The organism is Acinetobacter sp. 'aerobic (ED)' (assembly GCF_904886855.1).
GTDB classification, from domain to species: Bacteria; Pseudomonadota; Gammaproteobacteria; order Pseudomonadales; family Moraxellaceae; genus Acinetobacter; species Acinetobacter courvalinii.
This window is the reverse complement of record NZ_CAJHGI010000004.1, coordinates 243,286-265,291: the sequence shown is the minus strand read 5'-3', so window position 1 is coordinate 265,291 and position 22,006 is coordinate 243,286. Positions and strand designations below refer to the sequence as shown.

Genomic DNA, 22,006 nt, shown 5'->3' with positions numbered 1-22,006 from the left:
CAAAAGATTTCATAAAATCATCGATGCAACACTTTAAATCAATAACATTTTCCCCCATAAATAGAGATTAAGTTTTAGTGTAGGAATGAGCTTGTGAGCGAAAACCAGCCTTTTGAGTTAGTCACCAATTATCAACCTGCGGGCGATCAACCTCAGGCCATTGAGAAATTGGTCAGTGGTATTAACCAGGGTTTTCGTAATCAGTTGCTGCTTGGGGTAACCGGTTCAGGTAAAACCTATACCATGGCCAATGTGATTGCCCAAACCCAACGTCCAACCATTGTGATGGCACACAACAAAACCCTTGCAGCTCAGCTGTATGGTGAATTCAAGGCCTTCTTTCCGAACAATGCGGTAGAGTATTTCGTCAGTTACTACGATTACTACCAGCCTGAAGCGTATGTGCCATCCTCAGATACCTTTATTGAAAAAGATTCGGCGATCAATGATCACATTGACCAGATGCGCTTGTCAGCAACGCGTGCTTTATTAGAGCGCCGTGATGCGATTATCGTGGCTTCGGTTTCTGCGATTTATGGTCTGGGCGATCCAAATGCCTATATGCAAATGCTGTTGCATATCGTGCAAGGTGATCGGGTCAGCCGCGATGACATTATTCGCCGTCTGGTGGAAATGCAATACACCCGCAATGAGCTGGAATTCTTGCGCGGTACTTATCGTATTCGCGGTGAAATTATTGATATTTTCCCTGCCGAATCGGATAAGGATGCAATTCGGGTCGAATTATTTGATGATGAGGTCGATTCGATTCGCTGGTTTGATCCATTGACCGGAAAACTGGTACGTAAAGTTCCGCGGGTAACGATTTATCCAAAAAGTCACTATGTTACGCCGAAGGACCATTTAACCCGTGCCATTGATACCATTAAAGATGAGTTGAAAGACCAGCTGAAATTTTTCAAGGATCATGACAAATTACTGGAAGCGCAACGTATTGAGCAGCGGACCCGTTATGATCTGGAAATGATGCAACAGCTCGGTTATACCAACGGGATCGAGAACTATTCACGCCATTTGTCTGGTCGTACCGCAGGTGAGGCGCCGCCAACTTTATTTGATTATGTGCCCGAAGATGCCTTGCTGATTATTGATGAGTCGCATGTGACGGTACCTCAGATTGGTGCAATGTATAAAGGTGACCGTTCACGGAAAGAAAATCTGGTCAATTATGGTTTCCGTTTGCCGAGCGCCTTGGACAACCGTCCAATGAAATTCGAAGAGTGGGAGCGGATCGTTCCGACCACAGTGTTTGTGAGCGCAACGCCAGCACATTATGAACTGGAAAAATCCGAGCAAATTGTGGAGCAGGTGGTTCGTCCGACAGGGCTGATTGATCCCGAGATTGAAGTACGTCCGGTGTTGACCCAGGTCGATGATGTCTTGTCCGAGATCAATATTCGTAAACAGCTGAATGAACGTGTGCTGGTGACCACCTTGACCAAACGTATGGCAGAGGATCTAACCTCCTATCTCAAAGAGTATGGGATTAAAGTCGCTTATCTGCATTCGGATATTGATACGGTGGAACGGGTCAAGATTATCCATGAATTACGTACTGGCGTGCATGATGTACTGGTCGGGATTAACTTGTTGCGTGAAGGTCTGGATATGCCCGAAGTTTCTCTGGTGGCGATTCTGGATGCCGATAAGGAAGGTTTCCTGCGTTCAGAGCGTTCATTGATCCAGACCATTGGGCGTGCTGCACGTAATGTGAAGGGTAAAGCGATTTTATATGCAGACCGGATTACCGACTCCATGCGTAAGGCCATGGATGAAACCGAACGTCGTCGGAACAAGCAGATCGAGTTTAATGAAGCACATGGCATTACCCCGCGTAGTGCAGTCCGTCAGGCGATTAAGGAAATTGATACCGGTGAAGTGCTGACTGATGAAGAAATTGATGAAAATGTACTTGAGCAGGCGCAAGCGATCAGTGCGGATGAACGGCATTTATTGTCTGATCCAAAACTGTTTGCAAAACATATCAGCAAACTGGAAAAGGAAATGCTGAAAGCCTCGAAAGAACTACAGTTTGAGCAGGCAGCACGATTGCGTGATGAAATTGTGCGTTTAAAAGCACACATGTTGCAATCTTAATTGCGCAGAGAAACCCTCAAAAGTGATACATATCGCAACAGTTTTTGTTTATTAAATAGGCTATTTTGAAGTGCTAAGTATATGACTATTGATAACAAATTTTGTTTTGAGGATTTCTCATGCCATTGATTAAGAATTTCCCGAAAGCCAGTTGGCGTTTAACAAAGATTGCAGTGGGTGGGGTGGTTTTAACTGGGTTAGCGGTTGGGACCATTGCTTATGCACAGGCAAAACCTTTACCGACTGTTGAAAAAGTAGAACTGGATAAATATCTGGGTGTCTGGTATGAAGTCGCCCGAAAACCGATGTTCTTTGAGCGAAAGTGTGTCTATAACATTACTGCCACTTATACCCTCAATGAAAATGGCAATATTGTGGTTGATAATAAATGCTATGACAGTGAAGGAAATCTACAGCAAAGTGTGGGTGAAGCTTTTGTTGCCAATGCACCATTTAATACCAAGTTACGGGTCAGTTTTTTACCTGAGGTGGTGCGCTGGGTGCCGATGGCACGTGGCGATTATTGGATTTTGAAACTGGATAATGATTATCAAACCGTACTGGTAGGAGAGCCGCGCCGTAAATATTTATGGGTATTGTCGCGAACACCGAACCCCCATAAAGACACCATTCATGAATATTTAAATTATGCGAAATCACTGGGCTATAATATTAGTGATGTGATTTATCCTGAACATCGTTAGAATAAGATAGACTTGTTTAAAAACCATGCATGCATGGTTTTTTTATTTTTAGATAGTGGATAAATCACGTATTTTTTTAAATTTCCCCATGTAGAGGTTCAAAGTGGTTAAAGGTATCGCTTATTCAGTTTTGGCTTCTATTACATTTGGGGTGTTATATTTTTATACCCAACTGCTGGGCGCACTGGACAGCGAGCAGACCTTTGGCTGGCGGATTATTGCGACCTTGCCGGTTTTAACCCTGTTTATGTGGTTGACTGGCGATTTGATCCATATCAAAACCATCTTTAAAAGAATTTTAAAAAAGCCGATTTTATTACTTTTTCTAATGACCACTTCGGTCCTGACCTCAGCGCAGTTATGGCTGTTCCTGTGGGCACCGATGCATGGACGGGGTTTGCAGGTGTCATTAGGTTATTTTCTTTTACCGCTTGTATTGGTCCTTGCTGGAAGTTTCCTGTACGGAGAGAAACTGTCTAAATTCCAGTATATCGCTGTGTCTTTTGCGGTATTTGGAGTGGGGCATGAGATCTGGCGTCTAGGCAGCATGGCCTGGGAAACTGCACTTGTTGCGCTGGGTTATGCAGCCTATTTTATTCTGCGTAAAAAAATCCAGACAGATAACCTGGGTGGCTTCTGGTGGGATCTGTTGATTATTCTTCCGGTCGCCATCTTCTTTACCCAAACTGGCGATGCTTCTTTTGCCAAGTTTCTCGAACATCCCGGTCTGATTCTTGTCGTGATCGGTCTGGGATTATTAAGTGCCATTGGTCTAGGCAGCTATATTCTGGCCAGCCGTTATTTGCCACTGATTATTTTTGGTTTGTTGGGCTATCTGGAACCGGTACTGCTGGCACTGGCATCTTTGGTCATGGGAGAGAAAATTGGCGCAGAAGAGTGGCTAACTTATATCCCCATATGGTTAGCGGTGCTGGTATTGGTGATTGAGGGAGCAGTCCATCTTTATCAGCAAAATCAGCGTAAAAAACAGTTGGCACTCAATCTGCAGCAGTATTCGAAACGCGTCGATTTGAACGATAAGAGCTAAAAAATCCGCGAATACGACAGGAATTATCAGTAAAACTGTTATGGTTGTGATGTAAATCACAGCTATTATGATGAAAGAAAAAGATTTTTACCTAAATTCACAAAAATAATTATAGGTATTTTATGAATTTATAGTCAATTAGGACAAAATCTTAGCTCGTTGAGCAGCTTTTGATTCAATCTTGATGATAATTCTATTACAATTATGGCGTTTTAAAAATTCACGCCCAGTATATATAAATTAGAGGACGTAACAGTGAGCAAAGACACTATCATTGCCCTACACGCAGAACACCAAGGTCGTTGGAAAAACCGTGAAGAAATCGCGGAACGTATGATTACCTTAATCGGTCAATTATACCGTGAGAAAAATATTGTTGTTTCTGTTTACGGCCGTTCTTTAATTAACCGTTCAGTGATCCAGATTTTAAAAACGCATCGTCGTACACGTATGCTTGATGTTGAACTTTCTGTGGTGAATACCTTCCCGATTCTGGAAGCGTTAATGAAAGTTGAAAACATCGGTTCTGCTGAAGTGGATATCGGTAAACTTGCGGTTGAATATAAAAATGCAGGCGGTGATGTAGACGCTTTTGTTGCTAACGCTGTTGCTTCAATTCAAGGTAACCCAACTGCTGGCGCGCCTAAAGATGTTGTACTTTACGGTTTTGGTCGTATCGGTCGTATCTTGGCTCGTCTAATCATCAGCCAGTCTGGTTTAGGACGTGGTTTAAGCCTTAAAGCTATCGTTGTGCGTAAATCATCTGATGGTGACTTGGCGAAACGTGCTTCATTATTACGTCGTGATTCTATTCACGGTACCTTTGACGGCACGATTTCTGTAGATGAAGAAAACGAAGCAATTATTGCCAATGGTCAGTTCATCAAAGTGATTTATGCATCAAGCCCAAGCGAAGTGGACTACACGGCGTACGGTATCGAAAATGCACTTTTGATCGACAATACCGGTAAATGGCGTGATGCTGAAGGCCTGAGCCAACACTTACAATGTGCAGGCGTTGCACGTGTTGTATTAACAGCTCCAAGTAAAGGCGAAATGAAGAACGTTGTATTTGGTGTGAACAACGGCGATATCCTGGATGAAGACAAAATCATCTCTGCTGCAAGCTGTACAACCAACGCAATTACCCCTGTATTAAAAGTTTTAGACGACAAATACAAAGTATTGAATGGTCACGTTGAAACCGTTCACTCTTTCACAAACGACCAAAACTTAATTGATAACTATCATAAAGCTGACCGTCGTGGCCGTGCTGCAACGTTGAACATGGTCATCACTGAAACTGGTGCTGCGAAAGCGGTTGCGAAAGCTTTACCTGGCTTAAAAGGCAAGTTAACAGGTAACTCTGTTCGCGTTCCAACACCAAACGTTTCGCTTGCCATCTTGAACTTAAACTTAGAGAAAGAAATTGATCGTGAAGAAGTGAACGAATACATTCGTCAAATCTCGATCAACTCGAAGTTACAAGGTCAGATCGGTTATACCAACTCAACTGAAGTGGTATCAAGTGACTTTATCGGTTCACGTACAGCAGGTGTGTTTGATGCGCAAGCAACCATCGCTTCTGGTACACGCTTAACTGCTTATGTTTGGTACGATAACGAAGTCGGTTATAGCTGTCAGGTATTACGTATTGCTGAACAAATGTGTGGCGTAAGCTATACCAAAGTTCCTGCTGAAACAAATGCATAATTTGTTTGCATCGCAATAAAAAAAGCCCGGTTTTAAACTGGGCTTTTTTAATGACTGTACAGAATATATGCTGAATAAAACATAAAAATCGATGAAAATGCAGGAAAAGGGACATAATTAAACAAAGGATAGATCATTGTTGCAGTTTAGACGTTTATTCGTGGTATTTGCTCTGATTGTGGTGGCCAACTTGTGTGGTGTGTATATCGCAATGTGGGTGTTCAAGCATTTTAATATTTATATCCCCTTAAAGAATCAGGATGTGGCGATTGATCTGCAAGAGCCGCTGCAAGTTCGCGTCAAAGTGAAAGATGCGCTTAATGTCGATGTGAACGGGCGGGTAAATGCCAAGATTCCAATTAACGAGCAACTGAATGTACCGCTGACCCAGACCCTGACGCCACGGGTGTACTTTGATAGTCAGGTTCCGATCAGTACCACCATTCCTGTCAAAGAAACCATCAAGGTGAATCAAAGTTTGCCGATCGATACCAAGGTACAGGTTAAAATTCTGGGTAAGGACGTGACGTTGCCTTTAAAAGGCTCGATTCCTTTGCAACTGGATGTGCCGATTGATATTCAGGTGCCTTTACAACAAAAGGTACATTTGAAGTTTGATGCGCCAGTGCGCACAGTGCTCAAGGAAAATTTAAATATTCCGTTAAAAGCACAACTGAATGCCAATATTCCCATTCAAGGCAATTTAAATGTACCGATTACCTCGGAACTGAATGCTTCTGTGGATGTGAAAAATACCTTGCCTGTCAAAATTGCGCAGGGTGAACTCAAGATTCCTCTATCCAGCATGTATCTGGGACGTGTAAAAACCCAAGCGGTTGATGAACCCGCAACGCCAACTGACGTCAAGGTAGGTGAGTAGTGGATATCACCAAGTCAATAAAAAGTATGCTGATCAGTTTTGTGATCGTGACGACCTTGGTGGCGATCTTATTCTGGTTTTATCTGAATATTCAGGCTTCATTAATTGTATCTGCCCAGCAGGCGGATATTCGCTTGCCTGAATCATTAGCTACTAAAATTCAGGTCGGGGATCATTTAAGCGCCAAGTCACAAGGCCAACTGGATACTGTGCTGGATATTGATCGCAGTTTAAGCTTGCCTTTATCAGGTAAATATCTGGCTGATCTTAGTTTTGAAGTTGAAACGCCGATTACCGTCGATATTAACTATGAAACGGTTCTGAAAGTTGATGATGTGGTACCGATTGAGACCAATACCGATCTGATCTATCAAAATAAATTATTACCGAAATTTCCGTTGAGCCTGAATATTCCAGTAAAGCTGGACATCCCATTTCAATTGAAACGCACCTATACCGTACCGGTAAAAATCGTATTCGATGGTCCGGTGCATTTTGCCTTTGATGAAACAATTAACTTACCGGTCAAACATCAGTTTAAACCCAGCTTCTATATGAATGATGCGATTAATATGAGTAAAATTTCATCTTTTGATGCCATCATGTATAACTCGGTACAGCAGACCAAAGCCAATCTGGATATGCAAATGGCCTTACCTTTAAAAAATGTAAAACCGTAATCGATATTTTCCAGTTGTTAAAAAATCAGGCGGTAAATCTTCTGCCTAAATTGATATTTTTCGGTGCTGAATTGTTCAATTTGAATATTCAACCCAGAATAAATTTAAAAAAATCAATTTGCTGATTTTTCTATTCGAGAATTTTCTTAAAATGTGGCAAAATACCCCGTTTTAAAGAATTCAGAGGATTGGCACATGCGCTTTGTTGATGAAGCAGTCATTACCGTAGAGGCTGGCGACGGTGGCAATGGCGTAGCCAGTTTTCGCCGTGAAAAATTTGTCCCTTTCGGTGGCCCGGATGGCGGTGATGGGGGACGTGGCGGAAGTATTTACATCCAGGCGGATGATGATACCAGCACACTTGTAGATTACCGTTATACCCGTCGTTATCGCGCAGAACGCGGTAAAAATGGTTCGGGTGCAAACTGTTCAGGCCGTGGCGGTGAAGACGTTATTTTAAAAGTACCAGTCGGTACAACCATTGTTGATACTGAGTCTGGCGACATTATTGGTGACCTGGTTGCTGATGGTCAACGTGTCAAAGTTGCCCAAGGCGGTGATGGCGGTTTAGGCAATACTCACTTTAAATCGTCAACCAACCGTTCCCCGCGTAAATGTACACACGGGATTAAAGGTGAATACCGCGAAGTCCGTCTAGAGTTAAAAGTGCTCGCAGATGTTGGCTTGTTGGGTATGCCGAATGCAGGTAAATCGACCTTTATCCGTGCAGTCAGTGCGGCAAAACCAAAAGTTGCTGATTATCCGTTTACCACAATGGTACCTAACCTAGGTGTGGTCGATGCCGACCGTCACCGTTCGTTTGTGATGGCGGATATTCCAGGACTGATCGAAGGCGCGGCAGAAGGTGCAGGTCTAGGGATTCGCTTCCTTAAGCATTTGGCACGTACCCGTATCCTGTTGCATATCGTTGATGTTCAACCGATTGATGGTTCAGATCCTGCCCATAATGCCAAAGCGATTCTGGGTGAGTTGATTAAATTCTCACCAACCTTGGCAAAACTTCCAGTGGTACTGGTTTTAAACAAACTTGACCAGCTTCCAGAAGAATCTAAAGAAGAGTGGTGTCAGCACATTCTGGATGAATTGCAATGGCAAGGCCCTGTATTTAAAACCTCTGGTTTGATGTCTGAAGGCACCAAAGAGGTGGTGTACTATTTAATGGATCAAATCGAACAACAACGTGAACGCGAAGTTGAAGATCCAGAATACGCAGCAGAAGTTAAAGCATTCCGTGAGCAGCTTGAGGCTGAAACACGTGAACAAACCATCGCAGCTAAAGAAGCCTATCGTGCCATGCGTAAAGCTCAGCGTGAAGCTGGTCTGGACGATGACGAAGACTTTGATGACGATGAGGATGAAGGCGATGTAGAAAGTATCTACATTCGTGACTAGTAAACCGAGGGAAAAATGATAGAAGTGGTCGATGGGCAACGTCAGCTCAATGCGTGTAAACGAATCGTTGTTAAAATCGGATCATCTTTACTCACTGCAAATGGGCAAGGTCTAGATTTAAATGCAATTTCGCACTGGGCGAAACAGATTGCAGATCTACACAATGCCGGACATGAGATTATTCTGGTGTCTTCAGGTGCAGTTGCAGAAGGGATGGTACGCATGAAACTTGCGAGTCGACCCACCGATCTACCCAGTTTGCAAGCTTGTGCGGCGATTGGCCAAATGGGCCTGATCCATACCTGGTCAAGTGTGCTTGATCAACATGGTATCCAGACCGCACAGGTTTTACTCACGCATGATGACCTTGCCGATCGTCGTCGTTACCTCAACTCATGTGACGCTTTGCAGAACCTGATTGACTGGCATGTGATTCCGGTGATTAATGAAAATGACACCGTCTCTACGGATGAAATCCGTTTTGGTGATAATGACACTTTAGCGGCCATGGTTGCGGGTCAGGTGCATGCAGAGTTACTGATTATCCTGACAGATCAGCAGGGGATGTTTGATTCCGATCCACGTAGTAACCCGAATGCGAAACTGTTTTCAGCTGTTCGGGCACTTGATGATAGCCTGTTTGAAATGGCAGGTGGCGGTGGTGTGCTGGGTCGTGGCGGTATGGTCACCAAGGTCCGTGCCGCACGTCTCGCGGCGAGATCAGGTTGCCCAACGTTGATTGCCAGTGGTGAAAGTGACAATGTGCTTGCACGTTTGATGGCGGGCGAGATGCTGGGCACGTTATTTACCACAGACAATGACCGTGTCACGGCACATCAGCAATGGTTGGCCGCGCATTTGCAAACGGCAGGGCGTTTAGTCATTGATGATGGTGCGGTTGAAGCGATCAAGCGCAAACACCGCAGTCTATTACCAGTTGGCGTAAAAGCGATTGAAGGACATTTTGATCGTGGTGATGTGGTGGAATGCGTCGATAAAAACGGTGCTCGTATTGCGGTTGGACGTGTCAACTTCAGTTCACGTTCGGCAGAAATGATCAAAGGTTTATCATCAGAAAAAGTCTATCAGGTGTTAGGTGAAGCACGTTCGCTAGAAATGATTCATCGGGACCATATGGCCATTTATTAAATGACCATCGATAAAAAAAAGCTCGCTTTAGGCGGGCTTTTTTATGTCGACGGATTTTGCGTATTTGGCATCCAGGACGGGTAATCCTTTTTGTTCGCCCATCATATAAGGGTAATCTGCCAGTGAAAGCATCTCTACATCTTCTTCACTGTTGCCATAAGCATAAACCGCATGATAATCATCTAAATTATACATTTCTAAAATGCGGATTTTCTTCTGTTCGCAACTACAGTCTTCGGAGCGATATTTTCCTGTTAACAGACCATCTTTGATTTCGGTCTGGGTGCAGATTACGTCAATCTTGAGCATATCGCAGATTGGAAACAGATAAAGATCAACCGAAGCGGAGACCAGTACTACATGATCACCGCGTTGTTGGTGTTGTCGAAGTTGATTGAGTAAATCCGGATCTAATTTTTTGAATAATTTTTGAGTATATTCCTGTGCTAATTTCTCCACAACGTCGATCGGTGTGTCCTTAAACATAGTTTCGAATAGACGTGGCCGCATGGCATGCGCAGGGTAGAGACGTAAATAGTAGGCCTGAATCCACGGCAGGATTTTCAGGCCTCGTTTCACAATATGGCGTTTTGATAGCGCAAAGAAAATAAATCCCGTAAAACTGTCTTTGGGATAAAGTGTTCCATCAAAATCAAATAAGGCAAGATTTATAGTTTTATACGTTTCGCTCTTTGCATGCATGCTTCATATCTTCCATTTACACGACTTGCGAACCAATTGGTATTGTAATCACGGCTGAGTTTAGGTCCTGAAATAACCACCTCTGGCATAATTGCATAAATTGGTTCTTTATTGGTTTTAGTTTGATAGAGTTTTTGAACCGCTAGGTAAGTCTGTGTATCTTCAAATTTTCTCTCTTTTTCTTTCTTTAAATCCGCACGGATCTGACGTGGCGTGACCAGCACCCGATTGCTGGTAAATGCAGCAATAATTTCTTTTTCTGACTGGCTCAGGGCGGATTGCGGATTACCATCTTTATTATAAAGTAATAAGTCACCATCTAAATCAAGATCTTTATCTTGGATGACTTCAAGCATCTTTTGGAAAGCAGCATTACGGCTGGAATACATGCCCGAATTATAGTCTGCAAAGCGGTAAATGGCTTTGTCATAATCCGCCGAATATTCCATCAGGCGATGAATACCATAATATAACCCACCGTATTGGGTATACAGATCATCACGCAATTCTGCAATATTGCCACTTTGACGTTTATGCTCTTTGGCATAGTTAATATGTACTTGCATCGAACCCAGCGTGGTGATCGGATTCATTTTCTCGCCAATGTCCTGGCCGATTAATTTTGCAGCACCGGTTAAGGCGCTGACATGATAATGCTTGGACATATAGTCAAAGATTTCACGATAAAGCAAATCCAGCTCACGTTCGGTTTTTACCCTGCGCATCTGGCTCATGTAATTATTTTCAGGAGAGGGCTGATTTTTCAACACATCTTCAAAATATCCTGCCACCGTGCCGCCAATGGTTTCACCTAATTTGGCTTCAAATTTCTCTTTAAGTCGGGTATTGATTTCCTGAACTGCTTTTTGCCCTAAACCTGGGACAGCAGGGTCGGCAACAAAGTTAGATTCCTGATCCACGACCGCCACAATGCTACATACATTTTGCTTGGATTTTGGAATGCTTAATTGTTGCATGATATCAAAAATATCTTGCGACCAGGATTCACGGTTATTTACCCGTGGTGGAAGAACTTTTTTGATCTGTTCTGCCTTCATTTCAGGCTCTTTACTATTTGACCACCATGAACTATCCCCACAAGCCGTTAAACTTATGCTGATTGCCAACAGGCTAAATGTTTTGAGTAGAGGACGAGTCGAAACAGATTTGTTCATAATGAAGACAACACCGCACAAAAAGATGAGCCGAACGGGCGAATGAAGTATACTATGTTGGTCAGAAATTGTAAGAAAATATATGTATATTGGTTCATATCAACTGTCAAATAATTTGATCGTTGCCCCAATGGCCGGCGTCACAGACCGACCATTTAGAACACTCTGTAAGTACTTTGGTGCAGGACATGCGGTCAGTGAAATGATGACTGCAGACAAGACTTTGCGCATGAGCAAGAAGAGCCTTTATCGGGCGAATTTCGACGGTGAGCTTGCGCCAATTTCTGCACAAATCGCGGGTTCTGATCCTGAACAACTGGCGGAAGCGGCACGTTATCAGGTGGCAAATGGGGCGCAAATTGTTGATATCAATATGGGTTGTCCGGCCAAAAAAGTCTGCAATAAACTGGCAGGTTCGGCCTTATTACAAGATGAAGACCTGGTCGCCCGTATTCTGGATGCCGTGGTTGCAGCCGTTGATGTGCCTGTCACCTTGAAAACCCGTTTGGGCTTTTTAAATGGTCATGAAAATATTTTACGTGTGGCCAAACGTGCCGAAGAATCAGGAATTGCTGCCTTAGCTTTACATGGACGTACCCGTGAGGATATGTATTTAAATACGGCACGTTATGAACTGATCAAGCAGGTGAAACAGCTGATTGATATTCCATTGATTGCCAATGGTGATATTGATAGTCCTGAAAAAGCCAAATATGTGCTGGATTACACCGGTGCAGATGCCATTATGATCGGGCGTGCTGCTCAAGGCCGACCATGGATCTTTCGGGAAATTGCCCATTACCTCAAAACCGGTGAGCATCTCGCCGCGCCAGATATTGCAGAAGTCAAAGCAGTGTTATTGGGACATCTGACTGAACTGTATGCATTCTATGGTGAATATTCGGGTTGTCGTATTGCACGTAAGCATATTGCCTGGTACACCAAAGGATTACGTTCAAGTAACGAGTTCCGCCAGAACATGTACAAAGTAGAAAATACCGCAGATCAGGCAAAAGTCGTTGAGAGTTACTTTGATCAATTACTGGATCAGGGGCAGCGAATGAGTGATGTGCAGGTTGAACAGGTCAATTTACTGGATATCAAATAATTATTCTTGTTGATATAAAAAAGCCTGTAATTCAATTACAGGCTTTTTATTTGATTATTCTAAGTGAGCCGTGATTTTTTGCAGAATTTGCAGAATCACATCAAATTCACTTTGTAACGGCGTACTTTTACGAGTCACTAAAGCCAATGTACGGCTTGGTGCAGCTTCGATTGATTTCACATCAATGTCTTCATTAAAGTGAATCATGCTGTTTTTCAAGGCAATCTCAGGTAACAGGGTAAACCCAAGATCTGACGATACCATTTCTACCAGTGTTGGCAATGAACTTGCTTTTAAGCGGTGATCATTTTTACGCTCACCGACCGGGCAGGCACTTAAAGCATGGTCACGTAAACAATGTCCTTCTTCAAGCAACATCAGACGTGATAAATCAAGGTCATCGAGAGAGTTTGCATTTGCCGCATTGGTATCTTTTTTGTTGTACACCAGGAACAAATGTTCTTTCGCGATTTCGGCAACTTTAAGGCTGCGTGTATCGAAAGGAAGCGCCAATACAATCATGTCCAGATTGCCATGTTCCAGCTTTTCTACAATCTTCTCGCTTTGCGCTTCATGTAAATGCAGCTGAATTTTTGGCAGTTGCTGATGCACTTCTTCCAATAGCTGCGTCAGGATAAAGGGTGCAATGGTTGGGATAATACCAAGATGCAAATCACCTGTGAGCGGTTCGCTCATTTCACGGCTTAAGCGCATCAAATCCTGAGCATCGGCAAGCAATACACGCGCACGCGCTACCACCTGTTCACCTAATGGTGTTAAACGGACGTTTTGACGATCACGCTCAACTAAGACGCCACCTAATAAGCGCTCTAATTCCATGATGCCGCCAGACAACGTCGACTGGGTGACAAAGGAACGACGCGCTGCTTCAGTAAAATGTAAAGTTTCTGACAACGTAACTAAATATGATAGCTGTCTTAATGAGGGTAATGCAGCCATAGAGTCCTAGTGTGATGATCTAAAGTGGTGAGCAAACAAACCACTAAGTTGCGGAATGAAATGTGCAGGAATATCATGCCCCATTCCTTGGATTAATTCAAACTTAGCACCAGAAATTGCTTTTGCAACAGCTTTCCCGTGACTTGGCGGTAACAGTCGATCTTTTGATCCGTGTACAACCAGCGTCGGCTGAGTCATCGTTTTGTTCAATGGTAACAGAGAACCCGTACATAATATTGCTAAAAACTGTTGAAGTACACCCGCAGGATAAAAACTACGACGATATAATTTGCGAATGGTTTGAATTGATTCAACCGGATTGACATAACCTGGTGAGCCAATAATACGGAAAACATTCAGGCTGTGATTGATAATAGTTTCTTCATCGTGTGCGGCAGGCTTGCCGAGCAGGCTGAAAAGTTGTTTCGGGTAGGGCGGTGGCAAAAGCGGTTGATTATTGCTGGTAAATAATAAGCCGACCTTTTCCACTTTTTCTGGATATTTTGCCGCAACAATTTGTGAAATCATACCGCCCATGGAAGCGCCAAGAATATAGGTTTTCTCCAGGCCAAGCTGATCCATCAGCATTGCGACGTCATCCGCCATATCATAAAGCGTATAGGGTGCACCTTCATTCCCCAGACCAAACATAAAGCGACTCATCAATTTCATGGTATTGAGCCGTTTGCCTTTATTGCGGATTTTAGAAGATAAGCCGATGTCACGGTTATCGAAACGGATGACCCGGAAGCCTTGATCAATCAGTGCCTTACAGAAAAAGTCAGGCCAGAATAACATTTGAGCACCTAAGCCCATGACCAGCAGAATTGTTGGGTGTTCAGGGTTTCCGCCAATTTCAACATGCAATTCAATGCCATTGCCCAAAGTAACTTTGGTTTCTTGCATAAAGGAAGCATAAGGTGACACATTAAACTGGAGGGCACTGTTCATGATCTTCGTTCCGAATTGAATTCTTTTTATAACTTAAGGGCTTGCCGGACATTCTTTTCTCGGCAAGTCCTCGTATTTAAACCCTAAACCTGTGCTGGAATCAAGTCCGGAACCAGTTTGGTCAAGGTCAAACGCTGTTTACCCGCAGTTGCACCTAACAGGACAAATCCTCTTAAGGTACCTTCGCCATCCGCTGCTTTCGCGAGCATCCCATCTTCAAATTCTTCAGTTTCCCAGTTCACTTCAACATCCAGTGGCGCTGGTAATACGGTTAATGGTGCGGCAGGGGTTTTTACTGCAACGGGCATAGCCGGGTAGTGAACGGCAGTCGTTTGACCACTCAGGGTTTTGGCTAGAGCACGGGCTTGTTGCATAATAGGCATGACGAATGGGAGCAAGGTACCATTTACTTCAGCACAGTCACCAACCGCATAAATATCCGCCTGATTGGTTTCTAACAAGGTATTGGTAATGATGCCACGGCTGGTCTGGATATCTGCAGCTTTCGCTAAAGCAATATTTGGCTGTAAACCGATGGCAGAAAGCACAATATCTGCGACTAAGGTCTGGCCATTGGCTAAAGTGACTGCATAGTCTTCGCCATCATTAATTTTCGTGACTTTTTCAACCGTGGTTGATAGCGCAAATTTAATGCCTGCCTGTTCCAGATTGGTTCTGAATGCATCTGCGACATGATTAGGCAGTAAGCGACCTAAAGGCTGTGGCGCAAGGTCAATCACCGTCACTTCATAATCACTATGCAGTAAGTCATTGGCAAATTCACAGCCAATCAGACCTGCGCCCAGAATCACCACACGTTTGTCTTTACGTTTCGACAGATTTTCACGGAAAGTACGATAGTCAATCAGTGAATTCACCACATGAATGTCTTCACTTCCATCGCCAGCGATGGCTAAACGGATGGGATTGGCACCGACTGCGAGGACTAATTTTGAATAAGGCTGGGTAATGCTTGCGCCATTTTTTTCTAAAATAATTTCATGTTTTTCGGCATGGATTTGTTTGACCCAGGTTTCCGCTTCGATGCGCATATTCAATTGGGTCGCCATTTTTTCCGCATCACCGAGCGCGATCTGTTCCGGTGCTTTTTTACCTGCAAAGGCATTGGATAAGGTTGGTTTCGCATAATTTACCGCATCGTCCGCGCAGATCATGACCAGCTCTTGCTCTGGGCTTAATTTGCGAAATTCTCGTGCAACGGTATATCCAGCCATACCTGATCCGATGATGACGATAGGGTGCATTATATTCTCCAGTATTTTCTTATTTAAAAATGAATGCTCAGAAAAAAAGACCATGATTTTCATAGTCTTTTTTTCTTTAATCTTTAGATTTCAACCATTTCAAAATCAGCTTTTGAAACGCCGCAATCTGGGCAAGTCCAGTCATCAGGAATATCTTCCCATTTGGTCCCTGCTGCAATGCCGTCTTGTGGCCAACCTTCTGCTTCGTCGTAAATCCAACCACAAACGATACATTGATATTTTTTCATGTGACTCTCCAAACTGATCGGTATGCTCAAGTTGCCTTTCAGTAAAACTATTCCGTAATGTCGCTATGATCGCTGCAAGAGGAACTAACTTATGTTAATCGGGAATTAGATTTTTACGCAGAACGACATTTAAGTAAAGTAAATGCAAGAGTTTAATCATTTATTCAAAAAGCGATATGGCAATTCTATCTGAAAGTCTTGTTATTTGAGCAATTGCTCTAAAATTTTATCGAAAGTTCAGGACTTATATAATGAAAAAAGCCAATCGTATAAAAATAGTATGTATAAAAAACAAACATTCAAAATCAAGTTATGATGAAGAAAACAATGATAGAAGGAGAATAACGCATGGAAACCTTATCTTATAATATTAAAATTTATGCGACCCCTGAAAAAGTCTGGCAGGTTCTTTGGTCCCCTGAAAGCTATCCGGAATGGACAAAATTCTTTGCCTGCGACTCCACCATGCAAACTGACTGGAAAGTGGGAGGTAAAACCTATTTTGGCGATGGCAAGGGCAATGGCATGGTCTCTACCATTGAAAGTCTGGAAGAACCGAAACAAGTTGTATTTAAGCATCTGGGAATGATCCAGAATGGTCAGGAAGATCTGGAAAGTGAAGAGATCAAGACTTGGGCGGGTGCCTTGGAAAAATATATGCTGTTTGATTTTAACGGCGAAACCCAGTTACATGTTGAAGTGGATATTCAGCCAGAGCATGCCGAATTCATGAATAAAGGCTTTGATCAGGGATTGGCAATGGTCAAGCATCTGGCTGAAAAATAAGCCTTGAGGAGGTTGATTTAACAAGGTCAACTGTTGCGTAATCTCGATTCAAAATTGATAAATCTTGATTTTTTTGAATTGTCTGATTGAAATAATACGAAAATGGGTTGTGATCTGCTATTCTATGTCACTTCATTTTTTACTTAATCGAGGCAGAGATGACGCAACAAAACGCTCAATCGACTTCTGAACAAACACTTTCCGAAAACGATTTAATCGCACAGCGTCATGCCAAGTTAAAGCAAATCCAAGAGACTGCAAAACAAACGGGTAAGAGCCCGTGGCCAAACACGTTTAAACGTGAACACTATACAGCTGATTTGCAAGAACAATTTAAAGATCAAGATAAAGCACAAATCGAAGGTGCTGAAAAAGTTTATGTCAAGGTTGCGGGTCGTGTGATGTTGAACCGTGGATCATTTATCGTGATTCAGGACATGACCGGCCGTATCCAGCTATATGTTGACCGTAAAGGTTTAGCAACAGACGTTTTAGAAACGATCAAGAGTCTGGATCTTGGCGATATTATTGCGGCTGAAGGTTATATTGGCCGTTCTGGTAAAGGTGACTTATATGTACACCTTGAAGGCTTTGAATTACTGACCAAATCACTACGTCCACTGCCAGACAAATTCCATGGTTTAACCGATACTGAAGCGAAATATCGTAAGCGTTATCTCGACCTGATTGTCAACGAAGAAACCCGTAAGACCTTTGAAATTCGTGCCAAAGTAGTCGCGGGTATCCGTGCATTCTTAACCAATGAACGTTTCATGGAAGTTGAAACGCCAATGATGCATGTGATTCCGGGTGGTGCATCTGCAAAACCATTCGTAACCCATCACAATGCACTGGATATGGAGCTTTACCTCCGTATCGCACCTGAACTTTATTTAAAGCGTCTGGTTGTGGGTGGTTTCGAGCGTGTGTTTGAAATTAACCGTAACTTCCGTAATGAAGGGGTTTCAACACGTCATAATCCGGAATTCACTATGATTGAATTCTATCAGGCTTATGCTGACTATAAAGACTTGATGGTATTGACTGAGAACATGCTTGAAAAGCTGGCAATTGATATTTTAGGTACTACTGATGTGCCGTATGGTGATGAAGTGTATAGCTTCAAAGGCCCATTCAAGAAAATCTCGATGTTTGATGCAATTCTTGAACATAACCCGGACTTCACGCCTGAAAATGTCAATGACCGTGAGTTCTTGGCGAAATTCACTCAGGACGTGTTAAAAGAACAGGTAAAACCTGGTTTCGGTTTGGGCAAGTTGCAAACCATCGTGTTTGAAGAAACGGTAGAAACCAAGTTACGCCAGCCAACATTCATTACTGAATATCCAGCTGAAACCTCACCGCTTGCGCGCCGTAATGATGACAATCCACACATTACCGATCGTTTCGAATTTTTTATCGGTGGTCGTGAGTTAGCCAATGGCTTCTCGGAGTTAAATGACCCGATTGATCAGGCTGAACGTTTCCAGGCACAGGTTGCTGAAAAAGATGCAGGTGATGATGAAGCCATGCATTACGATGCAGACTTTATTGAAGCCTTGGAATATGGCTTGCCACCGACAGCAGGTCAGGGGATTGGTATTGACCGTTTGGTGATGTTGTTTGCCAACGCACCAAGTATCCGTGATGTATTGTTATTCCCGCATATGCGCCGTAAAGACTAATCCTCTTTCTAAAAAAAGCCACGTTTAGCGTGGCTTTTTTTATGCCTGAATGCTTTATTCAGCTTGCATTTCTTTCGCAAATTTTTCTGCGGCCTGCATAATTTTAGGCGTAATCGCATCCATTTGTTTATAGCCCACTTGCATGCTTTTTTGCATCACGATGGGCATTTTATCAATGGTCGATTGCCCTACAGGCGTTTTATAGAATTGAATCATGCCATCAATTTCTTGTTGGGTAAATTCTTCGGCATAAATTTTAATCATTTCTGGTTCTAGTTTTGCCCAGGTCAATTCCTCTTGCATAATTTTGCCGAGTTCCTGAGAATAATTGACTAGAGCAAGCTCTTGTTTTGTGGTGAGCTGTTTACCTTGAGTGAACTTTTCAATACTTGAATGCATCATGTTACTGATCTGTGGGCTCATTTGGCCCAGAAACTGTTCTGACTTGGTGATTTTTAATAACTGCTTTATAGAATCTTTTGAAGCAGGTTGCGCAAACGCAGGTATGGAAATTACGGTGCCTAGAATAATGGTTATAAACAATTTTTTCATGATTTAATTTCGTTGATGTTATAAGTAAAATGAATGGTACTGATCACCCATAATTTTTGTCAATTTGATCTTGCATGTTAAAAAATGTAATTGTTCCGTTTGGTGATTGAAAAGTATGTTTAAACCAACGATCATGTCTGCATAAATAAATTTGAGAACAGTCTGGACATGTTTTTAAAAAAATCGCTTTGTATCGCATTATTTGCTGCTCTTTCTTCCCCGGTATTTGCTCAGGGTCTTGTACTCAACGATGAAAATTTAAGAACAGATTTAAACTGGTTGAACCAGCAAGGTGTCATTCAAATCAGCACATCGACTTGGCCAATGAGCGGTGATGAGATTCAACGTGCATTATCCCAAGCAAAAGTAAGCAATAACACGCAGCAGAAAGTGATTAACTCTGTATTGAATGCATTACAGGCAGATAATGCTACCGTCAAAGTCGGCTTGCATGCAGGTACTGATCTTAAAACGGTTCCTCAAGCTTTTGGTGATAATCAAAAATCTCAATATCAAATTGCTGCTGAATTTAATGCGGGTGGCGAGAACTGGGATGCCAAACTACGTGTCAATGGTGAGAAAGATCCATTGATTGATAATGGTCATGATGCCAATGTCGAAGGTTCATATATCGCAGGTAAATTGTGGAACCAATGGGTGATTGCCGGTCAGATTCCAACGTATTGGGGCCCTGGCCATGATGGTAGCTTGATTCGTGGTGATGCTAGTCGTCCCGTATATGGCGTGACTGTGCAACGTGCAGTACAAAATGCATTTGAGACCAAGTGGCTTTCTTGGATCGGACCGTGGCAGTACCAGGCTTTTGCTGGACAGTTAGATGACTACAAAGCCGTTCCAGACACCAAATTGATTGGTTTGCGTTTAACAGCACGCCCGTTCCCGGCTTTAGAACTCGGTGCTTCACGCGCGATTCAGTGGGGTGGTGAAGGACGTCCTGAAAGCTTAAGCTCTTTATGGGATGCCTGGACAGGAACCAAAGACAATGGCGGTACAGGTAAAGCAGACCCATCTAACCAGATTGCAGGCTTTGATGGGCGTTTGTTCTTACAACCTTTATTTAATGTACCTGTCAGTTTGTATACGCAATTTGTAGGTGAAGATGAAGCGGGTGGTCTACCTGCAAAATATATGTACCTTGCTGGTGCTGATTACTCCTCAAGCTATAACAATATGCCGTACCAGCTTTATGCGGAATGGGCAGATACCCGTACCAACGGCGAAGCGAAAGGCATTTCATATAGCCATACCACCTATAAAGATGGTTACTACCAGCATGGATTCCCATTAGGACATGCCATGGGCGGTGATGGTCAGATGTATTCGGTGGGTGGTGATATTCGTTTTGATGTGATGAATCGCCTAGGTGGGCGCGTGATCTACGCTAAAGTAAGCCAGACCCAACGCGTTCAAGACAATAATGCTGCATTCCCTGAAGCCGATACCATCAAAGGTCTGGATTTAACCTGGACCCACTACCTAAAACCAACCATTCCATTAAAAGTAAATGGCTGGGTCAGCGACTCAGATCGTGATGGACGTGATGGTGGGGTGTCAGTGGGTGTTGAAATTCCATTGGAAACCAAAATGTTCCGCTTTTAAACAAAGCTGAGCCGATAAAAAAGAAGTCCTGATGGGCTTCTTTTTTTATTTATTCATGTGAAATAGATTGTATTGATATTCCAGATTGTTATTTTCATATCATAATTTTGCATATCAATATGAAAAAACAAGCTAAAGAACCGCATCTAAATTATTATAATGAATATCCTTTACTCGATCGTGAAAGTAACACGAGTAAGAATCTCGATATCATGAAAAATTGGAGTTGTTATGGCACTCGTTCCTCCACACAGTCTTCAAAGTGGTGGTTTGATACCACTTATAGATTTTATGGATAGCATGGATAAAGGAGGAATTGTACATGACTGAAAATAGATTAACGCACCTCAAGCAACTTGAGGCAGAAAGTATTCATATTATTCGTGAAGTTGCAGCTGAATTTGAAAATCCCGTGATGCTTTACTCGATTGGTAAAGACTCAGCCGTGATGCTGCATCTGGCACTTAAGGCATTCTATCCGGCAAAACTTCCATTTCCGCTATTGCATGTCGATACGGGCTGGAAGTTTAAAGACATGATTGCGTTCCGTGATAACATGGCAAAAACCCACGGCTTTGATTTGATCGTGCATCAAAATGTAGAGGGCCGTGATGCGGGGATTAATCCGTTTGATCACGGTAGTTCAAAATATACCGACATCATGAAAACCCAGGGTCTAAAACAGGCCTTGGATAAATACCAGTTTGATGCCGCTTTTGGTGGTGCGCGCCGTGATGAAGAAAAATCACGTGCCAAGGAACGTGTCTATTCGTTCCGTGATAGTAAGCACCGTTGGGATCCTAAAAACCAGCGTCCAGAACTTTGGAACCTTTACAACGGTAAAGTGAACAAAGGCGAAAGTATTCGTGTCTTCCCGTTATCGAACTGGACCGAGCTGGATATCTGGCAATATATCTATCTGGAAAATATCCAGATTGTTCCTCTTTATTTCTCTGCAGTTCGTCCTGTGGTTGAACGCAGTGGTACGTTGATCATGGTGGATGATGAACGTATGCGCTTAAAAGAGGGCGAAGTTCCACAAATGAAATCGGTACGTTTCCGTACGCTGGGCTGTTATCCGTTAACAGGTGCAGTGGAGTCTGAAGCAGATACCTTGCCTGAAATTATTCAGGAAATGCTTTTAGCGACCAGTTCTGAGCGTCAGGGTCGTATGATCGATCACGATGAAGCGGGCTCGATGGAAAAGAAAAAGCAAGAAGGTTATTTCTAATTTCCTTAAGCAAGTCCC

The 22,006-nt window shown here is 43.0% G+C and carries 20 protein-coding genes; 13 read left to right on the top strand and 7 right to left on the bottom strand.

Translation table 11 applies throughout. The features are described 5' to 3' along the window. Positions 1-93 precede the first annotated feature (93 nt). The 8 genes from uvrB (at position 94) to proB (ending at position 9,705) form a co-directional block, all read left to right on the top strand. Entirely contained in the window at positions 94-2,118 is a 2,025-nt protein-coding gene (uvrB, locus tag JO943_RS10070) for an excinuclease ABC subunit UvrB (protein ID WP_005231641.1), read from the top strand. Between the two features lie 119 nt (positions 2,119-2,237). Then, positions 2,238-2,822, top strand: coding sequence for a lipocalin family protein (locus JO943_RS10065; RefSeq protein ID WP_005231640.1), 585 nt, complete (start codon positions 2,238-2,240; stop codon positions 2,820-2,822). Positions 2,823-2,925: 103 nt separating this feature from the next. Continuing rightward, entirely contained in the window at positions 2,926-3,870 is a 945-nt protein-coding gene (gene rarD, locus JO943_RS10060; RefSeq protein WP_202740698.1) for an EamA family transporter RarD, read from the top strand. 255 nt (positions 3,871-4,125) lie between these two features. Beyond that, positions 4,126-5,583, top strand: a complete 1,458-nt coding sequence (locus tag JO943_RS10055; RefSeq protein WP_005231638.1) for a glyceraldehyde-3-phosphate dehydrogenase — start codon at positions 4,126-4,128, stop codon at positions 5,581-5,583. Between the two features lie 136 nt (positions 5,584-5,719). After that, on the top strand, positions 5,720-6,463 hold the full coding sequence (locus JO943_RS10050; protein WP_005231637.1) for a hypothetical protein: 744 nt from the start codon (positions 5,720-5,722) through the stop codon (positions 6,461-6,463). Further along, the gene (locus JO943_RS10045) at positions 6,463-7,143 is read left to right on the top strand and encodes a hypothetical protein (RefSeq protein ID WP_202740697.1); all 681 of its coding nucleotides are present in this window, start codon (positions 6,463-6,465) and stop codon (positions 7,141-7,143) included. The genes JO943_RS10050 and JO943_RS10045 overlap by 1 nt, the downstream gene beginning before the upstream one ends. 195 nt (positions 7,144-7,338) lie before the next feature. Next, on the top strand, positions 7,339-8,556 hold the full coding sequence (cgtA, locus tag JO943_RS10040) for an Obg family GTPase CgtA (protein WP_202740696.1): 1,218 nt from the start codon (positions 7,339-7,341) through the stop codon (positions 8,554-8,556). Positions 8,557-8,571: 15 nt separating this feature from the next. Continuing rightward, positions 8,572-9,705, top strand: coding sequence for a glutamate 5-kinase (proB, locus tag JO943_RS10035; protein WP_005231634.1), 1,134 nt, complete (start codon positions 8,572-8,574; stop codon positions 9,703-9,705). 27 nt (positions 9,706-9,732) lie between these two features. On the opposite strand, the gene JO943_RS10030 is transcribed toward proB, so the two are convergent. Both JO943_RS10030 and JO943_RS10025 read right to left on the bottom strand, forming a co-directional pair. Then, positions 9,733-10,407: an HAD-IB family hydrolase gene (locus tag JO943_RS10030; RefSeq protein WP_202740695.1), complete on the bottom strand. Its 675-nt coding sequence runs from the start codon at positions 10,405-10,407 to the stop codon at positions 9,733-9,735. After that, positions 10,374-11,582 (bottom strand): DUF1615 family protein, encoded by a 1,209-nt coding sequence (locus JO943_RS10025; RefSeq protein WP_199950088.1) that lies wholly within the window; start codon positions 11,580-11,582, stop codon positions 10,374-10,376. Before JO943_RS10025 ends, JO943_RS10030 begins: the two co-directional genes overlap by 34 nt. An 82-nt stretch (positions 11,583-11,664) precedes the next feature. On the opposite strand from JO943_RS10025, the gene dusB reads away from it, so the two are divergent. Next, the gene (gene dusB, locus JO943_RS10020) at positions 11,665-12,690 is read left to right on the top strand and encodes a tRNA dihydrouridine synthase DusB (protein WP_202740694.1); all 1,026 of its coding nucleotides are present in this window, start codon (positions 11,665-11,667) and stop codon (positions 12,688-12,690) included. 54 nt (positions 12,691-12,744) lie between these two features. Here the strand turns inward: dusB and oxyR are convergent, their stop codons facing one another. From oxyR to rubA, 4 genes are all read right to left on the bottom strand, one after another. Then, positions 12,745-13,650 carry a LysR family transcriptional regulator OxyR gene (gene oxyR / locus JO943_RS10015; RefSeq protein ID WP_004773664.1) on the bottom strand — a complete coding sequence of 302 codons (906 nt, stop codon included), beginning with the start codon at positions 13,648-13,650 and terminating at the stop codon, positions 12,745-12,747. Between the two features lie 6 nt (positions 13,651-13,656). Then, positions 13,657-14,601 carry an esterase EstB gene (gene estB, locus JO943_RS10010; RefSeq protein ID WP_005231565.1) on the bottom strand — a complete coding sequence of 315 codons (945 nt, stop codon included), beginning with the start codon at positions 14,599-14,601 and terminating at the stop codon, positions 13,657-13,659. A gap of 83 nt (positions 14,602-14,684) precedes the next feature. Then, the gene (gene rubB, locus JO943_RS10005) at positions 14,685-15,866 is read right to left on the bottom strand and encodes a rubredoxin reductase RubB (RefSeq protein WP_202740693.1); all 1,182 of its coding nucleotides are present in this window, start codon (positions 15,864-15,866) and stop codon (positions 14,685-14,687) included. An 83-nt stretch (positions 15,867-15,949) separates the two neighbouring features. Further along, positions 15,950-16,114, bottom strand: coding sequence for a rubredoxin RubA (gene rubA, locus JO943_RS10000; RefSeq protein WP_004678010.1), 165 nt, complete (start codon positions 16,112-16,114; stop codon positions 15,950-15,952). Positions 16,115-16,462: 348 nt separating this feature from the next. Between rubA and JO943_RS09995 the strand changes: the two genes are divergently transcribed. Continuing rightward, complete coding sequence (locus JO943_RS09995; RefSeq protein ID WP_202740692.1) at positions 16,463-16,900, top strand: SRPBCC family protein; 438 nt, start codon at positions 16,463-16,465, stop codon at positions 16,898-16,900. A gap of 158 nt (positions 16,901-17,058) precedes the next feature. Further along, positions 17,059-18,585 carry a lysine--tRNA ligase gene (gene lysS / locus JO943_RS09990; RefSeq protein WP_202740691.1) on the top strand — a complete coding sequence of 509 codons (1,527 nt, stop codon included), beginning with the start codon at positions 17,059-17,061 and terminating at the stop codon, positions 18,583-18,585. Between the two features lie 54 nt (positions 18,586-18,639). On the opposite strand, the gene JO943_RS09985 is transcribed toward lysS, so the two are convergent. Next, on the bottom strand, positions 18,640-19,137 hold the full coding sequence (locus JO943_RS09985) for a DUF2059 domain-containing protein (protein WP_032874341.1): 498 nt from the start codon (positions 19,135-19,137) through the stop codon (positions 18,640-18,642). 168 nt (positions 19,138-19,305) lie between these two features. Between JO943_RS09985 and JO943_RS09980 the strand changes: the two genes are divergently transcribed. Beyond that, the gene (locus JO943_RS09980; RefSeq protein ID WP_005231560.1) at positions 19,306-20,757 is read left to right on the top strand and encodes a capsule assembly Wzi family protein; all 1,452 of its coding nucleotides are present in this window, start codon (positions 19,306-19,308) and stop codon (positions 20,755-20,757) included. Between the two features lie 322 nt (positions 20,758-21,079). Then, positions 21,080-21,988, top strand: a complete 909-nt coding sequence (cysD, locus tag JO943_RS09975; RefSeq protein ID WP_005231558.1) for a sulfate adenylyltransferase subunit CysD — start codon at positions 21,080-21,082, stop codon at positions 21,986-21,988. The last annotated feature ends 18 nt before the right edge of the window (positions 21,989-22,006 follow it).